The following is a 23,419-nucleotide window of genomic DNA, read 5'->3' as shown; positions in this document are numbered from 1 at the left end:
CACAAGCAGAAGGGCCGCATCGTTCGATGCGGCCCTTCGGTGTTGCATGTGAGCTTGCATGGGGCAGACGCGAAGCGCATCTGCTCCATGCAGTGGCTTACTTGATGATTTCGGTGATGGTTCCGGCGCCCACGGTGCGTCCGCCTTCCCGGATGGCGAAGCGCAAGCCCTTCTCCATCGCGACCGGCGTGTGCAGCGTGACCTCGAGCGAGACGTTGTCGCCAGGCATCACCATTTCCGTGCCTTCCGGCAGCTTGGCCGAACCCGTCACGTCCGTCGTACGGAAGTAGAACTGGGGACGGTAGCCGTTGAAGAACGGCGTGTGACGGCCGCCTTCTTCCTTCGACAGGACGTAGATCTCACCCTTGAACTGGGTGTGCGGCGTGATCGATCCCGGCTTGGCCAACACCATGCCGCGCTCCACGTCTTCCTTCGCGATACCGCGCAGCAACAGACCCGCGTTGTCGCCCGCCAGACCCTCGTCCAGCTGCTTCTTGAACATCTCGACGCCGGTGACCACGGTCTGGCGCGTCTCGCGGAAGCCCACGATCTCCGCAGGTCCACCCACGTTGATCTTGCCGCGCTCGATACGGCCCGTCACCACCGTGCCACGGCCCGAGATCGAGAAGATGTCTTCGATCGGCATCAGGAACGGCAGGTCCACCAGGCGGTCCGGCTGCGGAACGTTCTGGTCCACCGCTTCCATCAGCTCGTCGATCTTGGCTTCCCACTGCGCTTCACCGTTCAGCGCGCCCAGGGCCGATCCACGGATCACGGGGACGTCGTCGCCCGGGAAGTCGTACTTCGTCAGCAGCTCGCGAACTTCCATCTCGACCAGGTCGATCAGCTCGGCGTCTTCCACCGCATCGCACTTGTTCAGGAACACCACGATGTACGGAACGCCAACCTGGCGAGCCAGCAGAACGTGCTCCTTGGTCTGCGGCATCGGGCCGTCGGTCGCCGCAACCACCAGGATCGCGCCGTCCATCTGCGCCGCACCCGTGATCATGTTTTTGATGTAGTCGGCGTGGCCGGGGCAGTCCACGTGGGCATAGTGACGGTTCGCCGTCTCGTACTCCACGTGCGCCGTCGCGATCGTAATACCGCGCTCACGCTCTTCCGGTGCGTTGTCGATCGTGTCAAACGAACGGAATGCAATCTTCGGGTTGTGCTTCGACAACACCTTCGTGATCGCCGCCGTCAGCGTCGTCTTGCCGTGATCGATGTGCCCAATCGTGCCCACGTTCACGTGGGGCTTGGACCGGTCAAATTTTTCCTTCGCCATCTCACTTACTCCAAAGTCAAAAGCCGCTTGCCAGGCAGCTCATCCAAATTACCCAAGTTCGGGCTGCCGCACCATACGGCTCCAAGCCCAGGAAAACTTCGCAGAAGAGCCGGGCAAACAGCCCGGCTATCCGCTTACTCATGCCGCAGATCCGCGCGAAGCGCATCCGCTGCATGCAATGCCTACTTCTCGCGACCCTGAACCTTCGCGATGATCTCTTCACTCACCTGCTTCGGCGCTTCTTCATACTGCGCAAACTGCATGGTGAAGTTACCGCGGCCCTGCGTGGATCCGCGCAGGTTGGTCGCGTAGCCGAACATGGTCGACAGCGGAACCGTCGCCTTGATCGCCTGCACACCACCCACCATCTCCATGCCTTCGATACGGCCGCGGCGGCTGTTTAGATCGCCGATCACCGTGCCCATGTAGTCTTCCGGAACGGTGACTTCGACAGCCATCACCGGCTCCAGCAGAACGGGCTTTGCCTTCTTCGCGGCATCCTTGAACGCCATGGAGCCGGCGATCTTGAATGCCATTTCGTTCGAGTCCACATCGTGGTAGCTGCCGTCGTACAGGCTCACTTTGATGTCGACCATCTCGTAGCCAGCAAGCACGCCGCCCTGCATCGCTTCCTGGATGCCCTGGTCGATCGGCTTGATGTACTCCTTGGGGATCGCTCCGCCCTTGGTGTCGTTCGAGAACTCGTAGCCCTTGCCAGGCTCGTTCGGCTCGATGCGAATTTTCGCGTGGCCGTAGTTACCCGAACCACCCGTCTGACGAATGTATTTGCCTTCCGCCTCAGCCTGCGTGCGGATCGTCTCGCGGTAGTTCACCTGCGGCTTACCGACGTTCGCCTCGACCTTGTGCTCACGCATCATGCGGTCGACAATGATCTCCAGGTGCAACTCGCCCATACCGCTGATGATCGTCTGACCGTTGGTCTGATCAGTCCGCACGCGGAAGGTCGGATCTTCCTGGGCCAGCTTCGACAGCGCGATGCCCATCTTTTCCTGGTCGGCCTTCGTCTTCGGCTCTACCGCAACCTCGATTACCGGCTCGGGGAAGTCGATCGACTCGAGCACCACCGGTGCCTTGTCGCTGCAGATGGTATCGCCCGTGATCAGGTTCTTCAGACCCACGGCCGCGCAGATATCACCGGCAAGAATCTCGTTGATCTCTTCGCGCTTGTTCGCGTGCATCTTCAGCAGGCGGCCGATGCGCTCCGTCTTGCGCGTACGCGGATTGAGCACCGAGTCGCCGGTCTTCAGCGTGCCCGAGTAGTTGCGGATAAAGATCAACTGGCCGACGAACGGATCGGTCATGATCTTGAACCCGAGGGCCGAGAACGGCTCGTTGTCGTCCGGCTTGCGGATCAGTTCCTTTTCCGGATCGTCCGGGTCATGTCCGATCATCGGCGGGATGTCCAGCGGGCTGGGCAGGTAATCGACCACCGCGTCCAGCAGCGTCTGCACGCCCTTGTTCTTGAACGACGAACCCATCAGCACCGGGAAAATATGCATGCCGATCGTCGCCTTGCGGATCGCAGCCTTCAGCTCGGCCTCGGTCGGTTCCTCGCCTTCCAGGTACTTCTCCATCAGGGCGTCGTCCTGATCGGCAACCGCCTCGATCAGGGCCGTGCGGAACTCCTGCGCCTTGTCCTTCAGGTCAGCCGGAATCTCTTCCACGGAGTACTGCGCGCCCATGGTCTCGTCGTGCCACAGAATGGCCTTCATCTTGACCAGGTCGACCACGCCGGCAAACTTCGCTTCGGCACCGATCGCGATCTGTGTCAGAACAGCGCGCGCACCCAGACGGTCAACGATCGTCTTGGTCGCGTACTCGGCATCGCCGCCGTTCTTGTCCATCTTGTTGATGAAGCAAATGCGCGGGACCTTGTACTTGGTCGCCTGGCGCCATACCGTCTCCGACTGCGGCTGCACGCCCGCGACCGCATCGAAGCACGCCACCGCGCCGTCCAGCACGCGCAGCGAACGCTCCACCTCGGCCGTAAAGTCCACGTGGCCTGGGGTGTCGATGATGTTGATGCGGATGCCGTTCCACATGCAGGTCGTCGCGGCCGACGTGATCGTGATGCCGCGCTCCTGCTCCTGCTCCATCCAGTCCATCGTCGCGGTGCCTTCGTGCACTTCGCCGATCCGGTGGTTCACACCGGTGTAGAACAGGATGCGCTCGGTCGTCGTCGTCTTGCCGGCGTCGATGTGGGCCATGATGCCGATGTTGCGGCATTTATTCAGCGGAATTGTGCGTGCCACGTTTCAGTTCTCTCTGCGGAGCCGGGCTCCGCGGTGGGGTTCAGTTGTTTCGGTTCCGCCCACTGCTCTGCAACTTGACTTGCAGCTGTAGTGCACCAGCGTGCGGTTACATTTCAATAAACTTCGACTTTGCTGCTACAAGGAAAACCGGCGCTGCAAGAGCCGCCGGTTTCCGAGCAACAGAGCCAAACAAAGAGAGGTGCTCTTACCAGCGGTAGTGCGCGAAGGCCTTGTTCGCCTCGGCCATGCGGTGCACGTCTTCCTTCTTCTTCATCGCGGCGCCACGGCCATTGGCAGCGTCCAGCAGCTCGGCCGTCATCTTCTCGACCATGCCCTTCTCGCCACGCGAACGGGCATACGTTACCAGCCAGCGGATCGCGAGCGATGTGCGGCGCTCCGGGTTCACTTCGATCGGCACCTGGTAGTTCGCACCGCCCACGCGACGGCTCTTCACTTCCAGCAGCGGCTTCACGTTCTCCACGGCCTTCTTGAACAGCTTCAGGGCATCGTCTCCGCCACCCTTGGCTTCCAGTCCGGTCATCGACGCGTAGAAGATCTTCTGCGCGGTCGACTTCTTGCCGCCCCACATCATGCTGTTCACGAACTTGGTAACGAGCGTGGAACCGTACACCGGATCGGCGACGACCTCACGCTTGGCGATATGACCTTTTCTTGGCATCTCTTCTCTTTTCTTCTTCCCCCAGCGCCGTAGACCTCTCAAGCATCTGGGCTTGGTTACAGGCAGCGCGCCATGCCGGCGCGCCGCAAACTACTTGGCAGCGGCCTTCGGACGCTTTGCGCCGTACTTCGAGCGGCTCTGCAGACGCTTTGCCACGCCCACGGAGTCCAGCGTGCCGCGAACGATGTGGTAGCGAACACCCGGCAGGTCCTTCACACGGCCACCGCGGATCAGCACAATCGAGTGCTCCTGCAGGTTGTGGCCTTCGCCCGGAATGTACGAGGTGACTTCAATGCCGTTCGTCAGGCGAACACGCGCAACCTTGCGCAGCGCCGAGTTCGGCTTCTTCGGCGTCTGGGTGTACACGCGGGTGCACACGCCGCGGCGCTGCGGCGAGCCCTGCAGAGCGGGGCTGGCCGTTTTGTAGTTCGGCGCGGTGCGCCCCTTCTTCACAAGCTGATGAAACGTAGGCACAGATGAACTCCTGAATCGAAAACGTAGAAACGTGGAACTGCTCTTGAAACCAAACTGCTGAACCTGGCGTTAGGAACCGGCCCTGTGCACGGAAACCGCGCCGCCGGCCTGGCCTCCTCCACAGCGGCTCTGACACACGCTCCAGGAGACCTCTCCCACGCACACCGGTACAACAGGCGCACCACGGAGACTTCGCAACCCTCTCACTCTATCAATGCTGGCGGAAAGCGTCAACCGCGGCACTCGGCTTCCAGGTAAGCCCTATCCCGTGAGGCGCCTCGCCGAACCTTCCGTTCCCGGCGTACCATTCCACCGGAGACGCCAGACCTCGCCTGCGACCATCCAGACCCAACGCGGGATCGGGAAACCACCATCTTTAATTGCAGGGAGACCCGCCATGCCCGAAGACATAAACCCGGATCGCAATTACAACTCTCCACCGCCGGGCCAGGCGCCCGTCGCGGCCGACCAGACCGAGGCGCACGAGCAGAGCTATCCGTTGGAGGAAGCCATGAAAGCTCAGGCTGCCCTCCGCACCGCCGCCCGCATGCCTCCCGAACGCTTTCCGCTGCCACAGATCATCGCCATGTTCTCCGACGAGATCGAAGCTCTCCGCAACCAGGGCCGCCCGGACAAAGAAATTGCCATGATCATCTCCGGCGCCTCCACCATGCGCGTCACCGAGGCCGAAATCCAGAAGTTCTACGCCACCCCGGAACAGCGCCAGAAGGAGCCGCTCGGCGCGCGGTAGCGGCCATCCAGTGCGGGGCATCTGCCGAGGAACCAGCGATCGTTGCGACGGGCATCCCGCAAGCACCTTCCGCATCACACCTCCAAGCTGCTACACACACCTGCAAGCCCCTCAAGGAGACGTGAGTGTCCAAATCCGTTCGCACTACCTTGGCGGTTGTTCTGCTGCTCTGCACTGGCGCATTCTTTGCGCCGACGTCGGCTTCAGCGCAATCCCGTCACTACCGCCACCATCGTCACCATCACCACCACCCACATCGCTAGCAAAAGGAGGGGGCTCTGGTGCAGAGCCCCCTTTCTTCCTGGCCGCGCAACTCGCCCCACGGCTGCGGTCGGATTTCCCCGGTCGACTCTACCGGCGCTAAAACCGCCCCAGGCCCGCGCAGAACCGGCACCGCCCTGCCGCCCTCGGCCGTATCGCATATCCTCAAAGGATGTCGTTTGCGCCAGCGCCCCGCCGCGCTCTCTTCGCCTGCACCGCCCTCGCCGCAACCACACTTTCCCTCGCTGCCCAGCGCCCGCAGCCAGGCACCGCGCCAGACATGACGCTGGCCCAGCCCAGCCCGCGCGTCGCCGCCGCCATGCAGGCGCTTGAAGGCCAGCGCAACTCCGGCCTTCGCCAGCCCGGCGCGGTCGAGATTTCGCCCGACGGCAAGCAAATTGCCTGGACCCTGTACGGTGGCGGCGCAGCTCCCGGCGGCCGTCGCGGCGGTGGTGGCGGTGCTATCCACATCAGCGCCATCGAGAGCCCCAAACCTGAGGACACCGCCGTGACCGCCGGCGAAGGCTGCTCCAGCTCCAACCCGCGCTGGTCGCCCGACGGCAAGACCCTCGCCTTTACCGCTACCTGCGCCGACGGCCAGCCCCAGCTCTGGCTCCGCGACAACGCATCCGGCTCTGTCAAGCAGCTCACCCACATCACCGGTGCCATGACCTCGCCCGCCTGGGCGCCTGACGGCTCGTCCATTGGCTTCCTCTACGTCGAGAACGCGACCCGCGCCGCCGGCGCCCTCGCCGCCATGAAGCCGCCCGCCGGCGTCATCGGCGAAGACGGCGTCGAAGTTCAATGGGTCGCAGCCGCCGATGCAAAGACGGGAGCAATCTCCGTCCTGACCCCGAAAGCGTTACACGCCTATGAGTTCGACTGGGCACCCGACGCGAAGCACATCGCCTTCACCGCTTCGAACCCGCCCGGCGAGAACACCTGGTGGATCGCGCAGATGTACACCGTGCCCGTCGGCCAGCCTGACGCAGCGAAGAGCATCCTCAACCCGCAGCGCACGATTGCCTCGCTCAGCGGCCTTCAGATCGCCGTCCCGCGCTACTCGACCAACGGCAAGGACATCGCCTTCATCGGTGGCCTCATGAGCGACCAAGGCTCCACCGGCGGCGACATCTACCTTATGGGTGCGGACGGCTCCGGCCTGCAGGACCTCACGCCGGGCCGCCCCTCCACGCCCGTCTACCTGGCCTGGGCCGACCCCGACCACATCGTCTTCTCCGAAGACGTCAGCGGCAAATCGCACCTCGGCCTGCTCGGCACCAACAAGAAGGAGCTCTTCTCCGGCTGGACCGAGCCGCAGTCCATCGGCAGCGGCCGCGCTTCGCTCTCCTTCTCTTTCTCGCCCACCGCGCGCGCTCTCGCCTTCGTCTCCGGCGGTCCGGACAAGGCGCCCGAAATCTACGCCGGCGACTTCCGCGGCATCCGCCCCGTCAGCCACCTGAACGACGCGATCAAGCCCACTGCAAAGACTGTTTCCGTCGAATGGACCAACGACAACTTCCACGTCCAGGGCTGGCTCACCCTGCCCGCCAACTACGATCCGTCGAAGAAGTACCCCATGATCGTCGACGTGCACGGCGGTCCCTCGGCTGAGGTGCCTCCATCGTTCGGCGGCAACAGCATCTACACCCAGCTCGGCTACTTCCTTCTGCGGCCAAATCCGCGCGGCTCCTTCGGCCAGGGCGAGGCGTTCGTGCAGGCCAACCGCAAGGACTTCGGCTACGGCGATCTCCGCGACATCCTCGCCGGCGTCGACCAGGTCGAAAAACAGTACCCCGTCGACGACAACCGCCTCGGCCTTACCGGCTGGAGCTACGGCGGCTTCATGACCATGTTCGGCGTCACCCAGACTCACCGCTTCCACGCCGCGGTCGCGGGCGCCGGCATCTCCGATTGGCTCAGCTACTACGGCGAAAACTCGATCGACCAGTGGATGGTCCCGTTCTTCGGCGCCTCCGTCTACGACGACCCCAAGGTCTACGAGAAGAGCTCAGCCATCACCTACATCAAGAATGTGAAGACCCCGACCCTGGTCATCGTCGGCGACCGCGACGGCGAGTGCCCCGCGCCCCAAAGCTACGAGTTCTGGCACGCCCTCCGCGCCGAAGGCGTCAAGACCCAGCTCGTCATCTACCCCGCTGAAGGCCACGGCTTCGTCAACCCCGTCCACATCCGCGATCGCAACATCCGCACCGCGGACTGGTTCGAGCAGTACCTGAACGGACAGCCAGGCGCAGACCAGCGCGCCTCCACCCGTTAGCACGACTCCGATCTACTTCACTCTCGTGCGTTCTTTGCGCCAAGAAGAAGCCGTCTATTTGGTGCACATTCCATCCATGAATGGATAAGTAGGGCTGCTTATTCGCACGTCTCGCTAACTTCGCCCACATCTTCAGAAGCTCTTGGTCCCCTGATCCACTTGGCGCAGAGGGTCAGGTCGAGCGCAGCGACAGGATAAAAGCTCCATCGGTTCAGTGCTAAATGGGAATGCCAGAAGGCAGCGATGAGCGCGAGGTGTGACACGCTAAAGATAAAAGCTACCAACCAAAACCTCATCGTTCTGTGCAGAAACCAATGATCGCGCGCGATCAGCAGTCCGAAGTAGAACGAGAAGTAAGCAACGTTCCCACAAGCACCTTTACCGAATGAGTCAAAGACCAGCCGAGCTGGAAGTGCGAGAAAGGCTGCAGCAAACATCCATCCCATGGTCATGCGAGCACCGGGCTTGTTGTAGTCGGCATCTGCCTTCAATGAAATGAACTCAAATTCGTCCCGCACCAGCTGCCTCGAATCTCACAAGGTGGTACACCGATCAGACTAAGTAAAGAATGACCGGTTTGCATCCCCACCCACCTCGTCCTACACTTCCAAGAACCCTATGCTCGTAGTACCCGTACCAGAAGCCCTCACCTTCGACGACGTCCTGCTCGTCCCCGCCTTCTCCGACGTCGTTCCCACTCAGGTCTCCACCGCCACGCGACTCACGCGCCGCATCACCCTCAACACGCCGCTGCTCTCCGCGGCCATGGACACCGTCACCGAGTCCCGCCTCGCCATCGCCATGGCCCAGGCCGGCGGCATGGGCGTCGTCCACCGCAACCTCACCATCCAGCAGCAGGCGTCGGAGATCGATAAGGTTAAGCGTTCCGAGTCCGGCATGATCGTCGACCCGGTCACCATCGAACCCGACCAGCCCATCGCCGCAGCGCTCGAAGTAATGCGCCGCTATAAAATCTCCGGCGTTCCCGTCACCAACAAGGGCAAGCTCGTCGGCATCCTCACCAACCGCGATCTCCGGTTCGTCAACCGCACCGACATCCCCATCTCCGACGTGATGACCAAGGAAAACCTCATCACCGTCCCGGTCGGCACCACCCTTGAAGACGCCGAGCACATCCTGCACCAGCATCGCGTCGAAAAGCTCCTGGTTGTCAACGATGCCTTCGAACTCAAGGGCCTCATCACCGTCAAGGACATCCAGAAAAAGCTGAAGTACCCCAACGCCTGCAAGGACGAGCAGGGCCGCCTCCGCGTCGCCGGCGCTATCGGCGCGACCGGCGACTACCTGGAACGCGCCGCCGCCCTGGTCGAGGCCCGTGCCGACGCCCTCGCCATCGACTCCGCCCACGGCCACTCCTCGCGCGTGCTCGATGCCGTCGCCCAGGTCAAGAAGCGCTTTCCACAAGTCGATCTGCTCGCCGGCAACATCGCCACCTACGACGGCTGCAAAGCGCTCATCGATGCCGGCGCAGACGCCGTCAAGGTCGGCATCGGCCCCGGCTCCATCTGCACCACCCGCATGGTCACCGGCGCCGGCATGCCGCAGATCACCGCTATCGCCGAGGCCGCCCGCGCCGCTGAGGAAGCCGGCATCTCCGTCATCGCCGACGGCGGTATCAAGTACTCCGGCGACATCACCAAGGCCATCGCCGCCGGCGCTGCTGTGATCATGATCGGTTCGCTCTTCGCCGGTGTGGACGAGTCGCCGGGCGAAACCATCCTCTACCAGGGCCGGACGTTCAAGGCCTACCGCGGCATGGGCTCACTCTCCGCCATGTCCCAGGGCTCAGGCGAGCGCTACTTCCAGGGCAAGGACGACCTCTCGCCACTGGCAGAGCAGAAACCCTCGCTCACCGCGCCCGAGCCCAGCAACAACAACCGCCTCGCCAAGTTCGTTCCCGAAGGCATTGAGGGCCGCGTACCCTACCGTGGACCGCTCGGCGACATGATCTACCAGCTCGTCGGCGGCCTTCGCAGCGGCATGGGCTATCTCGGCTGCTCCACCATCCCCGAACTGCAGCAGAACGCCCGCTTCGTCCGCATCTCCGGTGCCGGCCTCCGCGAATCGCACGTTCACGACGTCGTCATCACCCGCGAAGCTCCCAACTACCACGCCGAGTAGTCAGGCACTTCAGCATCACAGAACGCGGCCATCTTCGGATGGCCGTTTGCTGTTTCCGCCGCAATCGCCAGCAGCTTTTCACAGACCCTTCACAGCTAACACGAAAGTGGGAGACATCCTATCTACAGCAACACGCCACTTCCCCCAAAGGCCTGGAGGTCTTTCCCTTGCGCGGATTTGTTCCTGCTCTCTTCTCCCTTCTGTTGCTTCCTGTCGCCGCTCACGCCGACACCTTCAACATCTCCGTCAGTACAGACAGCACCACCTACTCCGGTTCCATCTCGGGCGCCAACCAGGGCGATGGCAGCTTTCTCATCACCTCCGTGTCGCCTGGTTTCGCGGGCTTTCCGGGCACCATCTCCGTCACGGATCCGACGAACTCCGTCTTCGGCGCGGATGATCTCTTCTTTCCCGCTGACTCCCGGCTCTTCGACGTGAACGGACTCGAGCTCTCCGGCATCTTCGGCACGGCGAACCTTTACCTCTTCAACGGCGGTCCGGGCTATTACATCCAGGGCTTCGACTCCGCCGGTAACTACTTCAATCAGGCAGCCACCGTCAGCCTCTCCACGTTAGGATCGGCACCCGAGCCCTCTAGCGTTCTGCTGTCCTTCACCGGCCTGCTTGCGATTGGCGGCGTCTTCCTCAGCAAGCGCTTCACCGCCTCAGCGTCTTCGGCTACTCTCGCGTAGTCATCCACCATTCTTCCGGCACAACAGAAAAGCCCGGCATCACTGCCGGGCCTTCTTTGCATCTGCACCCACTTAGTTCAAGTTGCCCGTCCGGGTCTGCGGCACGTACACCGACCCACCCAGGTCGCTGTCCGTAAACCCGAACACAAAGAACCGGTTCGGATTCGAGTTCGTCGCACCGTTGTAGTCCTGCAGGAAGTCATTATCGTTCGCCACCCACAGCGTGTGCGTCGCCACACCGTTCACCTGCACATCCGGCCCAAACGCTAAGCCCTCGATCTTCGCTGGGATCGTCGTTGCCGTGAACAGGTTCGTCGCAGTCAGGACGTTCACGATGTCCAGGAACAGCGTCTTCGACACCGCGTTCTGCGTCGCCTGCGGACCTGCCATGTTGCTCACATCCGTCGCGCCCGTAAACCGCACCTTGTACACCTGCTTGTACTTCGCCGAAGAGCCATCGCCCAGGCCCTTGCCGTCGCGCTCATCCACCAGGATCTCGTCGTTGTTCAGCGCAATGATCTCGCTCACGCCCGAGCCCTTCGTCAGGTTGTAGGCGTACTCGTGCGTCACGTTGCCGCTCGCCACGTCAATCGTCACAAAGCGCAGCAGGTTGGTCGCGCCCGCATTCTGATCCTGGATCAGCGGCGCCTGCACCATCGCCACCAGCGTCTTGCCATCCGGAGTCAGCGCCAGCCCTTCCACACCCTTGTTCGCCGTGCGTCCGCTCGTGTTGCCGCTAATCTCGGTGTCGCCCACCGGTGCCAGCTTGCTGACAAAGTACTTCGCCGGCAGCGTGAACGTCCGCGTGCGCGTACCCTTTGCGCGGTTGAACTGGTAGATATACGGGCCGTACTCGTCCGAAATAAACACGCTCAAACCATCGTTGGACAGCCGAATGCCTTCCGGATCCAGCCGCGCGTCGGCCGTATTGCCCGAGCTCTGCGTCGGGTCGAAATTGTCTGACCGCCCGGTGAAAAAGTACTGGCTCACATAGTTCTGCGCAGGCGCACCCGGCCCAACGCCCAGCCCCGCACCGCTGCCATACACCAGAGCCGACGGGCTCGACAGCAGTGTCGTCTTCTCAACCGTCGGCGCGATCGTAAACGGCAGGCCGCTTCCGCTCGTGTTCGCCTGCAGGTTCATCTTGATCGTGTGGAACCGGTTGATGTAGCTGTCCGTGTTGTCCACCAGCGCGTTGTACGTCACCGCGTTCGGCCCGCGGTCCGGCACCGCCAGGAAGCGATCCGTCGACACATACGTGATGCCCGATCCCAGGCCACCCAACTGGTTCGCCGGCACGCCATTCTCCAGCGTTCCCGTCAATCCAGACAGGTCCGCATCATAGCCGGCGCTTGTCCCGCTCAACGTACCTGTCGCCAACAACTTCACCTGTGCCTGCGCGCCCGCTGCGCACACAAACGCCACCATCGCCAATGCCCGCTGGGCAAACTTCGTGGAACCTGTCACGGCTGTACCTTCCGATCCTGTGAGGGGGAGTAGAAATCTGTGTCGGAAGTGTCTCGCGCCCCTGTGTACTCCACGTGAATCGTGGACAGAAGCCGCGCAGAGTTGTCCATTGTGAAAAGCGCAACGGGCAGGCTACTTGCCCGCGTTCACCCACCGCCGGAGTTGCGGGATCGTCAGCGTATCGCTCGTCGCCATGCCCGCTGGCAGAGACAGGTGCTCCATCACATACCGCCCATCGTTGCCGCTCCACGTCACCGCATACGGGTCCGACCAGCTCCGATGTACCGTGTGCACACGAAACAGCATCAGCACCTCAGGGTGATCGCCCGTTGGGCGGGCCAGCCCCACACCTTGCACTCCGCTGCACTGCACCGCGCCGTCCGTTCCGTTGTCGGCCAGCGGCTCAAACCGGGTCTTGCCCGCGGCATCGACCAGCAGCAGACCACACAGGTCGGTCCGCCGGTCGATCCCTTGCACCAGCCCCGGCTCTGCCGTGTAAAACTGCACCGGTAGCACGGAAACTTCCGGCTTGCCGGTAGTTTCCACGCGGAAGACCTGCCCACGCACGAACTGCAGGCCTTTTGCCCCGTCCGGCAGCAGACTCGTATCCAGCCGTGCCAGAACGCCTCGCGCCTCCGGCACTGGCAGCGGCTTCAGCACAAAACGCTGCGCTACGCCCATCGCCGCTGCAGTCGTCGCGGCGAGGCAGCACAACACCGTAACCGTGCTAGTCCGTCGCATGGCTATACGCCGCCGCCAGCTTCGTGTCATACAAGTTCTTCCGGTACGAGGGCCCGTTATAGCTGTTCGCAAACGCCGCCCAGTTCTTCTGTTGAATCGCGTGCAGCAGCGTCGGGTTCGAGTGAATGAATGACACGAACGCATCCAGTTGCTGCCCCACGGACTGGCACATCGCCCGCACAAACTGCCCCACCGTGCCGTACCCCGCCGCCGCAAAGTTCGCACCCATAATCTGGAACGCTCCCCACGACGCCGACTTCAGCGCCGCATCCGCATTCAGCGCATACGCATGCTGCAGCCGCACGTACTGGTCCGGCTCCGGAAAGGAATACCCGCCCGCCACCGGATTCGAGATCGCGGGATACCGCCCGTCATACCGCCGCAGCGTCAACCGGCTGAAGTAGTGCCGCTCAAACAGGATGGTCGGCCGCCCCATCTTGTCATACGGTCCTTTCGGTGACTCGATTGCGGTCACTGCCTTGATCGCGCGCACCTCGCAGTTCAGTCGCTTGGCCGCCTGCTGGTAGTCGTCCTCGCTCGGCCGATCCTCTCCCACAAACGGCGCCAGCACGATGCCGCCCAGCGCTCCTGCAAGCATCCGCCTCGGGCTCGTCTCCGAAAGCCGCCAGAACGTCTCGTCCTCCGGCTTCACAATGCCCGTCGGAAACGAGCTTCGCAATACGCGCCGCTGAAAGTTCACCACCGCCGCTGCAGTCGCGGAATCCCAGGTCCCGGTCGGGTTCACGTGGCTGCCCGTCAGCGCAGCGTTCCGGTCCAGCAGCCGCTGCACCAGGCGAACGTCGTTCGCGCGGTTCGGCATCCCCGGCCCCACTGCCTCAATCAGTCTCTGCTCAGGCATCGCCACTCCGGCCGCCACCGCACATCTGCGCCCTTAGTTGCCAATCTTGATGTCGGCGTAGTGGTTCTGGTTCAACTCAGGCTGCAGCGAAAACGACAGAATATGGTTCGTTCCGCCGCCACTCGTCACCATCCACGAACTCACCCATCCGCGAAACGTCAGGCTCAGGATCACGTCCGTCCGGTTCTCATCCGTCCAGAACTCCACCTTTACGTCCTTGATCTTGTCCCGCGTAGGCAGGTTGCACAGGTCAAACAGCTTCCGGACCGTCGCAAACGGGATCGCCTTCTGGTCGTGAATGTCCGCGGAGAACTCCAGCGTCGGCGCCATGCTGCCCATCTGCGGCAGCCCCGATCCATCCACCACCGACGAGATCCCAGCCAGGGTAGAGAACGTGTTCACCGTTAGGCCATCGATCGTGACGCTGCTATTCGAGGGATACTTCGCCAAGAAAACCTCACACTCGCCCGGATTGGCCCTTGCAGTCTAGCACCGACGCCGCGCGCCGAGGGACACCCGCAAAGCAGCTTCTTCAGCCGCTTTATCGCATGCAATCGGGCAATTGGAAACCTCACTCCTAGGACGAAAGTCCTCAATCTGTTCGAGCTTGAGCGACGCTCATCCCCAGATTACTGCGGTATGCAACCACATCGAACCAAACCGCGGTGCAGGGTTGACCCGCCGTTCCCCTTGATCTAGGCTCGAACCTGCGAGGCGAAGAAATGGCGAATACCACCGACACCCTGTTTCCCATCCTCCAGCCTCGCCTCACCGCCCTTGGTCGCGCCGCAGCCGATGCTGAACAGATCGACGTCGGCCACGACGTTCGCTTCCGCGCCCTCCAGAGCCGCTCGATCCTCAACAAATCCGTCAGCAAACGCCTGCACTGGATGGCGTGGTCTATCAACCCCTACCGCGGCTGCGAGTTCGGCTGCCGCTACTGTTACGCCCGCTACACCCACGAGTTCCTGGAAGGCTCACCGCAGCCGGACCAAGCCGCCGACCCCGGCCTTCGCGCTCCCGAGGCCTTTGAACGCGAGATCTTCGTCAAGCAAAATGCCGCCTGGCTCCTCGAACAGGACCTGCGCCGCCTCGCCAGGCAGAACCGACTGCACGAGGAGATCGCACTCGGCACCGCCACTGATCCCTGGCAGCCCATCGAGCGCCGATCCGGCGTCACCCGCAGCCTGCTGGAAGTCATGGCTCGCAAGCAGGGCCTGCGCCTCGGGATCGTGACCAAGTCCACGCTCATCGAACGCGACATCGATCTGCTGCAGCAGATCGACCAGCACAGCACGCTCGTCATCCACATCACTATCACCACGCCCGAGGCCGACCTCGCCCGCAAGCTCGAACCGCGCGCTCCACGTCCCGACCTTCGCCTCCGCACCGTCCAGCGGCTTCGCGAGGCAGGCATCCGCACCGGCATTCTGAACTCACCGCTGCTGCCCGGCATCACCGACGGCCCAACCGAGATCGATCGCATGGCCAAGCTCGCGAAGGAGGTCGACGCCAGCTTCTTCGCTGCGATGCCGCTCTTCCTCAAGAGCTGCTCCCGCCCGACGTACTTCCAGTTCATCCGCGACCACTTTCCGCACCTGCAGGCCGAGCACCTGGAACGCTTCCGCAGCATGGACTTCGCGGACCGCCCCTACCGCGAGCGCCTCAACGCCCTCGTCCAGGCAAGCTGCCGCCGCTACGGCCTCTGCGAACGCCTCACCGACGCCCTGCTCACCCGATACGCCGGCGACCCACAATCCGCGACCAGCGAACCCCGCGGCACCTCAGTCCAGGGCCGCACCTTCACCACGCAAAACCGCACCGCAGGGGTAAAGAAGCCCTCAGCCTCCGACCACGTCGGCCTGCAAGGCTCCCTCTTCGCCCTGAACTAAGCGGCGCCACGAACGACAAAAGCCGCTGCACCAGATTCAGTGCAGCGGCTTCTAAGTTGCTCAATGGCAGGAACTTGAGCGCAAGCTCAAGCAAAAGAAGAACTTAGCAGGCCATCTCTCCGCAACTCCCGCCGTATGAAGAACTTGCAAATTGGCAGGGGAGGGGGAGAGTCTACCCCTTCACGCTCTGCACAATCCCCTTAGCCCGCAAACCAGCCTCGATGTCTGAGAAGTAATCCTTCACTTCGCCCTGCGTCTTGATCCACCCCAGATAACGCCCGATGCCTTCCTCGATGGAGACCTGCGGAGCGTATCCAGCGCTCTGGATCCGCGAAATATCCGAAGTGAGATAGCGAATTTCGCCTGGCCGGAACTCACCACGCGCCAGCGGATGGATGTCGACGCCAAGCTGCTCCGCGATCACTTCCGCAAGCCGCCGAACACTCGTCGCCTTTCCGCTGCCCACATTCACCGGCAAACCGTCCAGCTTGTCCGTCTCCGCAACCAGCAGGTTGGCGCGCGCAATGTCCTCCACAAAGCACATGTCCCGCGTCTGTCCGCCGTCCTCATACATCACCGGCTGCAGCCCGTTCAGCAGCCGCGTGCAGAAGATAGCAATCACGCCGGTGTACGGATTGAACAGCGACTGCCGCGGCCCATACGTGCACGAGTACCGCAGCGCGACAGTCGGAATACCCGTCTGCTTGCCCCACAGCAACACGAGCTTTTCCTGATCCACCTTGGTCAGGGCGTACACGGTTTCGCCACCGCCGGGCGTGTCCTCCGGCGTCGGGATCGACTGCGTCACCTGGTTGCAGATCGGGCAGTGCACCGTGAAGTCGCCCGCCCGCAACTGCTCCACCGGGCGGATATGCGGCACCACCTTGATGTGCTTCGGGCAAAGCGCCGCACCTTCGGAGTACACGGCCTGCGAACTCGCCACGATGACTTTCTTGATGGGCAAATTGTGGTCGCGGATGATCTCCAGCATCTGCGCCGTGCCGAAGCTGTTCACCAGAACGTACTTCGCCATCTCGGGCATGTAACCGCCGTACGCGGCTTCGTGCCAGACCACATCGATGTCGGTCAGTGCGGCCTTCATCGTCTCGTAGTCCTGCACATTGCCCTGCACGAACTCAGCTTTCGGGTTGACCCAAGCCGGCTTGCCGAACTTGTGCGTATTCGGTTCCAGGTTGTCCAGAATGCGAACGGTCCAGCCTTCCGACAGCAGCAGGTCAACAATGTGGGAGCCGATCAAACCGGCGCCGCCGGTCACAAGTGCACGCTTCTGGTGGGTCATGCCTTCATCGTAGCGGTTGCGGTAACGGCGGGTCAGCGCTGAGATTCGCCGCAGAAACAATCACCCCACGATCAACCCCGACACGGGGTTCTGAATCCTAGAGGTCACAACTCAATCTCGCGCAGCAGTCACCACGCATTCTCACCCCCGGAGATCCCTCGTGCGTACTCTTCTCGCCCTTGTTGCAAGCGCCGCCTTGTCCCTTGCCGTCGTGCCCGCCCACGCCGATCCCATCACCTCGGTCGTGGTGTTCGGCGACAGCCTTTCGGATAACGGCAACGTGCTCGCTGCGACACACGGCCTTTTCCCGCCGTTTCCTTACGTTGGCGGACGTTTCTCGAACGGCCCCGTCGCTGTCGAGCAGTTGGCCGGCACTCTGAACGTGCCGCTGCTGGACTTCGCATACGGCGGAGCGACCTCCGGGTCAGCGAACGTTCTCAACGGATCGTACGGTTTGTCAGGTCTGCCAGGCATGGCACAGGAGATCCAGTACAGCGGCCTGTCCGCCTCCCAATTGTCGAGCGCCCTGACCGTGGTCTGGGGTGGCGCGAACGATTTCGACGCCCTTTCCAATCCAACCAGCGCACAGGCGACGACTGCGGCGCTCGCAGCAGCCAGCAACATCCTCGGCTACGTAACAACGCTCCAAGGCGAAGGCGCCAGAAACATACTGGTGCCGAACCTGCCGAATCTGGGCGCCGTGCCGCGCTACCTGGGGGACGGCGAAAGTGCCGAAGCTGCCCTATACAGCAGCACCTTCAACACCGCACTACAGTCTGGTCTGCCTTCCGGGGCGACCCTCTTCGATACCAACGCTGTCTTCAACACGATCCTGGCGGACACAACGACGTTCAGCAACGGCGTCACCCCGTGCCTGACGAACCTGGCAGCCTATCCCAACTGCAACGGCTACATCTTCTTTGACGACCTGCACCCAACCACCGCGGCCGACACGATCCTTGCGCAGAACTTCGCCGCGGCTGTAACGCCAGCGGCGGCAACGCCTGAGCCGTCTTCGCTATTTCTGTTAGCCACCGGAGTAACGGCTTCTGTCGGCGCATTGCGGCGCCGCAGATCTGCATTGTGACAGTCAGGACAACGATGGCATAAGCTCTCGTACACCGATGCGATGCAGCAGCGCCGCATCGGCTGACTCCGGTGACGCAAGGAATCATGAAATGCCGAACTCTCGTCTTGCGGTCCGTCGCACCGGCTTGGCTCTAGCAATCTCGTTTGCCGCCGCTATATTCAGCACAGCCGTCGGTCAGGCGCAAACGCCGTACGTGGGTCGCTTCGATCTATATACCGGCTTTAGCGACCTGAACACGCCTGGGTTGAACAACATCAACCAGATCGGCTTCCACCTGCAGGCCGGCGTCACCGCCAACCGGTGGCTCTCTTACGGCTTCGACTACTCCACGCAGAATGGGTCGACACACCTTACTCCGGGGATCGCCACACAGGCGTTGCGTCAGCAACTGGCCGCTGAACTGCCGCCGGGCTACTCCTTAAACCTGCCCGTGGATGTCACCATCCAGACCTTTACCGCAGGTGGACAGTTGATCTTCCGCAAGTATCACGCGGCCACCTTCTTTGCCCGCCCTGTTCTGGCTGCGTTCCACATTCGAGGAACACCGCATCCGAACGATCCGGTCAACACTCTGGTGGCGGCGCAGCTAGCTCCACAAGGCTACCTAACCGATTGGTATGGCGCTTACGGAGCGGGCGGCGGCGTGGAGTTCCCGGTGATGAAGCACCTGGGCGCACGTGTCCAGTTCGATGCAGGCTGGAACCACCCGTTCGACACCATCCTTGATCATGGCGGCTTCAGCTTCCGCTACTCGGTTGGCCCGGCTTTCCACTTCGGTCGCAACGTGCCCAAGGCCGCGCGTAAGTGAAGCAGCAAGCCCGGTCCTCAGGTGGCGTGATTACAACATAAAGCCCCAACCCGAAGGCTGGGGCTTTCCCGTCTCGGTTGGATCCGTTCAGGCGCGCAGCAGTGGAGCGACTTGCGCGCCATAGAGTTCGATGGAGTGCATCGCCTGCGCGTGGTTCAGGCCGGCCACGCTGGTCTGAAGCTGGATGCGCGCAAGGCCGCCCAGGTCTTGGTCCAGCGTCTTCAGCTTTTCCGCTACGTACTGCGCGTCGCCAACCATCAGGGCTCCCTTGGGACGGCGCAGGGCATCGAACTGCGCGCGCGTGACGGGCGGCCAACCGCGCTCCTTGCCGATGTTGGTGAACTCACGTGCATAGCCGGGGAAGAAGTCGTCTGCCGCGATCTCATTCGTTTCTGCAATGTGACCCAGCACGTGCACGCCAACCTTCAGGTCCTCTGGGGCGTGCCCGGACTGCGCTCCCGCCTGCCGATAGAGGTCGATGAGCGGCCGGAAGCGGTGAGGCTCGCCGCCGATGATGGCGACCATCAGCGGCAGCCCCAGAACGCCGGCGCGAATGAACGATTGGGGTGTACCGCCGACGCCAAGCCACACCGGCAACCGTTGCTGCACTGGCCTTGGAAAGACGCCCTGAGTGTCGAGCGCAGGACGGAACTTGCCCTTCCACGTGATCGGGTTGTGTTCGCGCAACTGCAGCAACAGGTCGAGCTTCTCCGCAAAGAGCGCGTCGTAGTCCTCTAAGCGGAAGCCGAATAGCGGAAACGACTCAATGAAGGAGCCGCGCCCAGCGACGATCTCCGCACGGCCGTTCGAGAGCAGATCCAGTGTGGCGAACTCCTGGAAGACGCGCACAGGATCGGCCGCGCTAAGCACCGTTACAGCCGAGGCGAGTCGGATCTGGCTGGTGCGCGAAGCGGCTGCAGCGAGGATGACGGCGGGCGCAGAGTCCAGGAACTCTTCCCGATGGTGCTCGCCCAGACCGAAGGAATCGAGTCCGGCCTGGTCGGCGGCGACGATCTCATCGACCAGGTTGGCCATCCGTTGCTGCGCCGAGACCATCTCCCCTGTGACCGGGTCTGGACGGTGCGCGATGAAGCTATCAATGCCGAGTTGCATGTCTGTGTCCCTCTTGCTCGTTATTTCGATGTCGAACTAATGCGGAGGATGCATCGCATGCTTGGCTCAAGCTCTACTCGGGTCCATTCACGCGTTTTACACTGGTCACGTTATGCCGTTCCCCTGGAAAACCTGCGTTGTGTGTGGTGAAGAGTTCGAGCTGCGGCCGGATAAGCCCGGCTATGCCAACCGCTGCCTGGAGTGCACGGAGCAGGACACCGCGGCTGCCCAAAAGCAGAGCATGGACGCGACGGAACGCCAGAGCCTGAACGAGATGAACGAGGCGCGAAGAAGCGCAATCCGCAATATGCTCTACCGGAAGGAAAGCTGAGCGTGAATCTTAGCGGGCGACCTGCCGTACTTACCTCCGTGTTCTCGCGGCTTGTAGCGGCGGTTGTGCTCTGCGGATGTGCGGCGTCCTCGTTGGCGCATGCACAGCAAACCGCTCCGGCGCAGAGCTCAGGGCCGGTGATCGTGCAGCCCGGTGCGCCCGGCACTCCCAGCAAAACGCTGCCCGCCGGATCGCACGCACCCCAGCCCCAACGCGCCGCGGCCGATGTTGACTTCATGCAGGGCATGGTCATGCACCACGGCCAGGCCGTGGAGATGACCGCTCTGATTCCCACGCACACCACCAATCCTGACGTGACGGCGATCGGATCCCGCATCAGCCGGTCGCAGACCGACGAGATGCCGTTCATGAAGCGCTGGCTGCACGCGCGCGGAGAGAAGACCGAAATGTCGATGCCGGACGCGATGCCTGGCATGCCGGAGATGACCGCAAGCGGCGAGCCGATGCCCACCATGCCAGGCATGCTGACATCCGCGCAGATGCAGGCGCTACGCAACGCTCACGGAGCGGAGTTCGACCGGTTGTTCCTCTCCGGCATGATCCAGCATCACAACGGCGCTCTGACCATGGTGCATACCCTGTTCAATACGGCGGGCGCAGGCCAGGATGCCGATCTCTTCAACTTCGCCACCGACGCGGATAACACGCAGCGCGCGGAAATTCGCATCATGCAAGGCATGCTGCGCAAGGAGTTCGGGAGCGCGGCCGTGCCGGTGGCCACGCCGCAATAAAGCAGGGCAAACAGGTGCGCTGCGCAGCCTGCGGCGCCATGGGCAAGAACTATCTTTACGGAGGCAGAATGAGGCTAAAGAGCGGGTCGTTAGTGTGTTGGGCTGGAGTGGCAGCCCTGTGTCTTGGGTCACAACTTGGACTCGCGCAGGGTACGCCCAAGGCGCCGGTGGACCAGCCGGCGAATGCTAAGCAGGCCGCGAAGCCCACGCCCACCGATGAGTTGGATGAGTTTGCCGCCAAGCCCGCGCCGCCGCTACCACCGGGCATGGTCGGCCCCAGCACAACCGACCCCCGCTACACGCTGAAGCCAGGCATGTATGACGCGGGAGAAGCGGCCAGCGGGATGCGTCGCATCGTTTCTCTGCACAAGCCGCCCGCCTTCACGCTCGACAGCAATGACCCCGACGATCCACGGGTGAACACCGCCCTGCAGAAGGTGCTGGGCGTGGGTGACACGGCCAAGATGCCGAAGCCACTGAAGCCCGTACTGGCGCAGCTCGGCTACGCGAACTCGGACTTCGCGTTCCAAGGAACCCACCTGTTCCAGGGCAACTTCTACGGGGTCAGCATCTATGACATCGCGAACCCGGCCGCAACCAAACTGCTGACCACGCTGGTGTGCCCGGGCGGCCAGGGCGACGTGTCGGTTTACAAGAACCTCCTGTTCATGTCGGTCGAGATGCCGAACGGACACGTGGACTGCAGCGCGCAGGGCTTTCCGCCGAACCCGCCGCAGTCTGAGGCAGATAAGAAAGCCAAGAAGGCCAACACGCCCGCTGCGCAGAAAGACCGATTCCGCGGTGTGCGCGTTTTCGACATTTCCGACATTCAGAACCCGAGGCAGGTAGCGGCGGTGCAGACCTGCCGCGGATCGCACACGCACACGCTGGTGGTCGATCCGAACGACAAAGACAACGTGTACATCTACGTGAGCGGTACAAGCTTTGTACGGCAAAGTGCAGAGCTGGCCGGCTGCAACGGCGAAGAGACCAGCGCCGAGCAGAGCAAAGATCCGAACACGGCACTGTTCCGCATCGACGTGATCAAGGTTCCGGTAGCCGCGCCGCAGCAGGCCGCAATCGTGTCCAGTCCGCGCGTCTTCATGGATCCGCGCACCGGTGCCATGAACGGACTGAATAACGGCGGTACCCACGACAAGGGCGAAGAGAAGGCCGTGGACACTAATCAGTGCCATGACATCACCGTCTACTCGGCCATCGGCCTGGCAGCGGGCGCATGCTCCGGCAATGGTTTGCTGCTCGACATCAAGGACCCGGTTCATCCCAAGCGCGTGGATGCGGTGAATGATCCGAACTACGCCTACTGGCACTCGGCTTCGTTCTCGAATGACGGCAGCAAGGTCGTCTTCACCGACGAGTGGGGCGGCGGTCTGGGCGCGCGCTGCCGTCCGAACGATCCTCTGAAGTGGGGCGCAGATGCGATCTTCAACCTGAAGGATGACAAGCTGAGCCTGGCCAGCTATTACAAGCTGCCCGCCGCGCAGGGCGACACGGAAAACTGCGTAGCGCACAACGGGTCGCTGATTCCGATCCCGGGACGCGACATCGAGGTGCAGAGCTGGTATCAGGGCGGCATCAGCGTCATGGACTTCACCGACGCGGCACATCCGTTCGAAATCGCCTACTTCGATCGCGGCCCAATTGACGCGAAGCAGTTGGTGCTGGGTGGGTACTGGTCGTCGTACTGGTACAACGGCAACATCTACGGCTCTGAGATTGCGCGCGGGCTCGACATCTTCGAGCTCACGCCGTCAAAGTTCCTCTCGCAAAATGAGATCGATGCAGCCAAGGCGGCCCGGGTCGACGAGCTGAACGTGCAGGATCAGCAGAAGCTGGTCTGGCCGTCGAAGCTGGTCGTCGCCAAGGCGTACGTGGACCAGTTGCAGAGGTCCAACGCGATCACGGCAGACAAGGCGTCGGCCATGCTCGCCGAGATCAACAAGAACAGCAAGCTGGGCGCCAAGAACAAAGCCGCGCTCAGCAAGCTGGCCGCCGACGTGGAGGCCTCCGCAAACAGCGCAGCGAACACGGCAGACGCCGCTCGCATGCACGCATTGGCCAAGGTGCTGATGTCGCCTGTCGCATAGTTCGGTCACGAGCGTACCAACCGAAAGGGCTGCTTCGGCAGCCCTTTCTGCGTTTTGCTCAGGGGTCGGCTAGGCCCGTTGTTATACTTGGACGTGCACACCTCTGTGGGCCAATCCCTA

21 protein-coding genes are annotated in these 23,419 nt (G+C 62.6%); 10 read left to right on the top strand and 11 right to left on the bottom strand.

Going from position 1 to position 23,419, the window contains the following annotated elements; translation table 11 throughout:
- Positions 1 to 97: 97 nt before the first annotated feature.
- The 4 genes from tuf to rpsL form a co-directional block, all read right to left on the bottom strand.
- Positions 98 to 1,285 (bottom strand): elongation factor Tu, encoded by a 1,188-nt coding sequence (gene tuf / locus OHL12_RS17325; RefSeq protein ID WP_263415193.1) that lies wholly within the window; start codon positions 1,283 to 1,285, stop codon positions 98 to 100.
- Between the two features lie 182 nt (positions 1,286 to 1,467).
- Complete coding sequence (gene fusA, locus OHL12_RS17320; RefSeq protein WP_263415192.1) at positions 1,468 to 3,558, bottom strand: elongation factor G; 2,091 nt, start codon at positions 3,556 to 3,558, stop codon at positions 1,468 to 1,470.
- Between the two features lie 205 nt (positions 3,559 to 3,763).
- Positions 3,764 to 4,237: a 30S ribosomal protein S7 gene (gene rpsG, locus OHL12_RS17315; protein ID WP_263415191.1), complete on the bottom strand. Its 474-nt coding sequence runs from the start codon at positions 4,235 to 4,237 to the stop codon at positions 3,764 to 3,766.
- A 90-nt stretch (positions 4,238 to 4,327) separates the two neighbouring features.
- The gene (gene rpsL, locus OHL12_RS17310; protein WP_263415190.1) at positions 4,328 to 4,711 is read right to left on the bottom strand and encodes a 30S ribosomal protein S12; all 384 of its coding nucleotides are present in this window, start codon (positions 4,709 to 4,711) and stop codon (positions 4,328 to 4,330) included.
- 397 nt (positions 4,712 to 5,108) lie between these two features.
- Between rpsL and OHL12_RS17305 the strand changes: the two genes are divergently transcribed.
- Both OHL12_RS17305 and OHL12_RS17300 read left to right on the top strand, forming a co-directional pair.
- Positions 5,109 to 5,462, top strand: coding sequence for a hypothetical protein (locus OHL12_RS17305; RefSeq protein WP_263415189.1), 354 nt, complete (start codon positions 5,109 to 5,111; stop codon positions 5,460 to 5,462).
- Between the two features lie 433 nt (positions 5,463 to 5,895).
- Entirely contained in the window at positions 5,896 to 8,004 is a 2,109-nt protein-coding gene (locus OHL12_RS17300) for an alpha/beta hydrolase family protein (RefSeq protein WP_263415188.1), read from the top strand.
- Between the two features lie 98 nt (positions 8,005 to 8,102).
- Here OHL12_RS17300 and OHL12_RS17295 read toward each other — a convergent pair whose 3' ends face one another.
- Complete coding sequence (locus tag OHL12_RS17295; protein WP_263415187.1) at positions 8,103 to 8,522, bottom strand: hypothetical protein; 420 nt, start codon at positions 8,520 to 8,522, stop codon at positions 8,103 to 8,105.
- Between the two features lie 100 nt (positions 8,523 to 8,622).
- Here OHL12_RS17295 and guaB point away from each other — a divergent pair, with 100 nt between their 5' ends.
- Positions 8,623 to 10,146, top strand: a complete 1,524-nt coding sequence (gene guaB / locus OHL12_RS17290) for an IMP dehydrogenase (RefSeq protein ID WP_263415186.1) — start codon at positions 8,623 to 8,625, stop codon at positions 10,144 to 10,146.
- A 167-nt stretch (positions 10,147 to 10,313) separates the two neighbouring features.
- Positions 10,314 to 10,838: a PEP-CTERM sorting domain-containing protein gene (locus OHL12_RS17285; RefSeq protein WP_263415185.1), complete on the top strand. Its 525-nt coding sequence runs from the start codon at positions 10,314 to 10,316 to the stop codon at positions 10,836 to 10,838.
- A 72-nt stretch (positions 10,839 to 10,910) separates the two neighbouring features.
- On the opposite strand, the gene OHL12_RS17280 is transcribed toward OHL12_RS17285, so the two are convergent.
- From OHL12_RS17280 to OHL12_RS17265, 4 genes are all read right to left on the bottom strand, one after another.
- Entirely contained in the window at positions 10,911 to 12,305 is a 1,395-nt protein-coding gene (locus OHL12_RS17280; RefSeq protein WP_263415184.1) for an esterase-like activity of phytase family protein, read from the bottom strand.
- Between the two features lie 132 nt (positions 12,306 to 12,437).
- Positions 12,438 to 13,046, bottom strand: a complete 609-nt coding sequence (locus OHL12_RS17275) for a hypothetical protein (RefSeq protein ID WP_263415183.1) — start codon at positions 13,044 to 13,046, stop codon at positions 12,438 to 12,440.
- The gene (locus OHL12_RS17270) at positions 13,033 to 13,905 is read right to left on the bottom strand and encodes an N-acetylmuramidase family protein (RefSeq protein WP_263415182.1); all 873 of its coding nucleotides are present in this window, start codon (positions 13,903 to 13,905) and stop codon (positions 13,033 to 13,035) included. The genes OHL12_RS17275 and OHL12_RS17270 overlap by 14 nt, the downstream gene beginning before the upstream one ends.
- A 33-nt stretch (positions 13,906 to 13,938) precedes the next feature.
- Positions 13,939 to 14,355: a hypothetical protein gene (locus tag OHL12_RS17265; RefSeq protein ID WP_263415181.1), complete on the bottom strand. Its 417-nt coding sequence runs from the start codon at positions 14,353 to 14,355 to the stop codon at positions 13,939 to 13,941.
- A gap of 272 nt (positions 14,356 to 14,627) precedes the next feature.
- Between OHL12_RS17265 and OHL12_RS17260 the strand changes: the two genes are divergently transcribed.
- Positions 14,628 to 15,797 carry an SPL family radical SAM protein gene (locus OHL12_RS17260; RefSeq protein WP_263415180.1) on the top strand — a complete coding sequence of 390 codons (1,170 nt, stop codon included), beginning with the start codon at positions 14,628 to 14,630 and terminating at the stop codon, positions 15,795 to 15,797.
- Between the two features lie 172 nt (positions 15,798 to 15,969).
- Here OHL12_RS17260 and OHL12_RS17255 read toward each other — a convergent pair whose 3' ends face one another.
- Positions 15,970 to 17,097: an SDR family NAD(P)-dependent oxidoreductase gene (locus tag OHL12_RS17255; protein WP_263415179.1), complete on the bottom strand. Its 1,128-nt coding sequence runs from the start codon at positions 17,095 to 17,097 to the stop codon at positions 15,970 to 15,972.
- Between the two features lie 160 nt (positions 17,098 to 17,257).
- Here OHL12_RS17255 and OHL12_RS17250 point away from each other — a divergent pair, with 160 nt between their 5' ends.
- A complete protein-coding gene (locus tag OHL12_RS17250) occupies positions 17,258 to 18,184 on the top strand; it encodes an SGNH/GDSL hydrolase family protein (RefSeq protein WP_263415178.1) in 927 nt (308 codons plus the stop codon).
- 91 nt (positions 18,185 to 18,275) lie between these two features.
- On the top strand, positions 18,276 to 18,995 hold the full coding sequence (locus OHL12_RS17245; protein ID WP_263415177.1) for a hypothetical protein: 720 nt from the start codon (positions 18,276 to 18,278) through the stop codon (positions 18,993 to 18,995).
- An 87-nt stretch (positions 18,996 to 19,082) separates the two neighbouring features.
- Here the strand turns inward: OHL12_RS17245 and OHL12_RS17240 are convergent, their stop codons facing one another.
- On the bottom strand, positions 19,083 to 20,108 hold the full coding sequence (locus tag OHL12_RS17240; RefSeq protein ID WP_263415176.1) for an LLM class flavin-dependent oxidoreductase: 1,026 nt from the start codon (positions 20,106 to 20,108) through the stop codon (positions 19,083 to 19,085).
- A 112-nt stretch (positions 20,109 to 20,220) separates the two neighbouring features.
- On the opposite strand from OHL12_RS17240, the gene OHL12_RS17235 reads away from it, so the two are divergent.
- The 3 genes from OHL12_RS17235 (at position 20,221) to OHL12_RS17225 (ending at position 23,299) form a co-directional block, all read left to right on the top strand.
- Positions 20,221 to 20,439, top strand: coding sequence for a hypothetical protein (locus OHL12_RS17235; protein ID WP_263415175.1), 219 nt, complete (start codon positions 20,221 to 20,223; stop codon positions 20,437 to 20,439).
- Positions 20,440 to 20,531: 92 nt separating this feature from the next.
- A complete protein-coding gene (locus OHL12_RS17230; RefSeq protein WP_263415174.1) occupies positions 20,532 to 21,191 on the top strand; it encodes a DUF305 domain-containing protein in 660 nt (219 codons plus the stop codon).
- A gap of 68 nt (positions 21,192 to 21,259) precedes the next feature.
- Positions 21,260 to 23,299 carry an LVIVD repeat-containing protein gene (locus OHL12_RS17225; RefSeq protein WP_263415173.1) on the top strand — a complete coding sequence of 680 codons (2,040 nt, stop codon included), beginning with the start codon at positions 21,260 to 21,262 and terminating at the stop codon, positions 23,297 to 23,299.
- The last annotated feature ends 120 nt before the right edge of the window (positions 23,300 to 23,419 follow it).

This window comes from Terriglobus aquaticus, from assembly GCF_025685415.1.
Lineage (GTDB): Bacteria > Acidobacteriota > Terriglobia > Terriglobales > Acidobacteriaceae > Terriglobus > Terriglobus aquaticus.
This window is presented reverse-complemented; position numbering and strand designations above follow the sequence as displayed.

Excerpts from the sequence above, each read along its gene's own strand:
- guaB (WP_263415186.1), top strand. The coding sequence starts at position 8,623 with ATGCTCGTAGTACCCGTACCAGAAGCCCTCACCTTCGACGACGTCCTG.
- OHL12_RS17305 (WP_263415189.1), top strand. The coding sequence starts at position 5,109 with ATGCCCGAAGACATAAACCCGGATCGCAATTACAACTCTCCACCGCCG.
- OHL12_RS17270 (WP_263415182.1), bottom strand. The coding sequence starts at position 13,905 with ATGCCTGAGCAGAGACTGATTGAGGCAGTGGGGCCGGGGATGCCGAAC.
- OHL12_RS17240 (WP_263415176.1), bottom strand. The coding sequence starts at position 20,108 with ATGCAACTCGGCATTGATAGCTTCATCGCGCACCGTCCAGACCCGGTC.
- OHL12_RS17245 (WP_263415177.1), top strand. The coding sequence starts at position 18,276 with ATGCCGAACTCTCGTCTTGCGGTCCGTCGCACCGGCTTGGCTCTAGCA.
- OHL12_RS17255 (WP_263415179.1), bottom strand. The coding sequence starts at position 17,097 with ATGACCCACCAGAAGCGTGCACTTGTGACCGGCGGCGCCGGTTTGATC.
- OHL12_RS17235 (WP_263415175.1), top strand. The coding sequence starts at position 20,221 with ATGCCGTTCCCCTGGAAAACCTGCGTTGTGTGTGGTGAAGAGTTCGAG.
- OHL12_RS17260 (WP_263415180.1), top strand. The coding sequence starts at position 14,628 with ATGGCGAATACCACCGACACCCTGTTTCCCATCCTCCAGCCTCGCCTC.
- tuf (WP_263415193.1), bottom strand. The coding sequence starts at position 1,285 with ATGGCGAAGGAAAAATTTGACCGGTCCAAGCCCCACGTGAACGTGGGC.
- OHL12_RS17300 (WP_263415188.1), top strand. The coding sequence starts at position 5,896 with ATGTCGTTTGCGCCAGCGCCCCGCCGCGCTCTCTTCGCCTGCACCGCC.
- rpsG (WP_263415191.1), bottom strand. The coding sequence starts at position 4,237 with ATGCCAAGAAAAGGTCATATCGCCAAGCGTGAGGTCGTCGCCGATCCG.
- OHL12_RS17275 (WP_263415183.1), bottom strand. The coding sequence starts at position 13,046 with ATGCGACGGACTAGCACGGTTACGGTGTTGTGCTGCCTCGCCGCGACG.
- OHL12_RS17225 (WP_263415173.1), top strand. The coding sequence starts at position 21,260 with ATGAGGCTAAAGAGCGGGTCGTTAGTGTGTTGGGCTGGAGTGGCAGCC.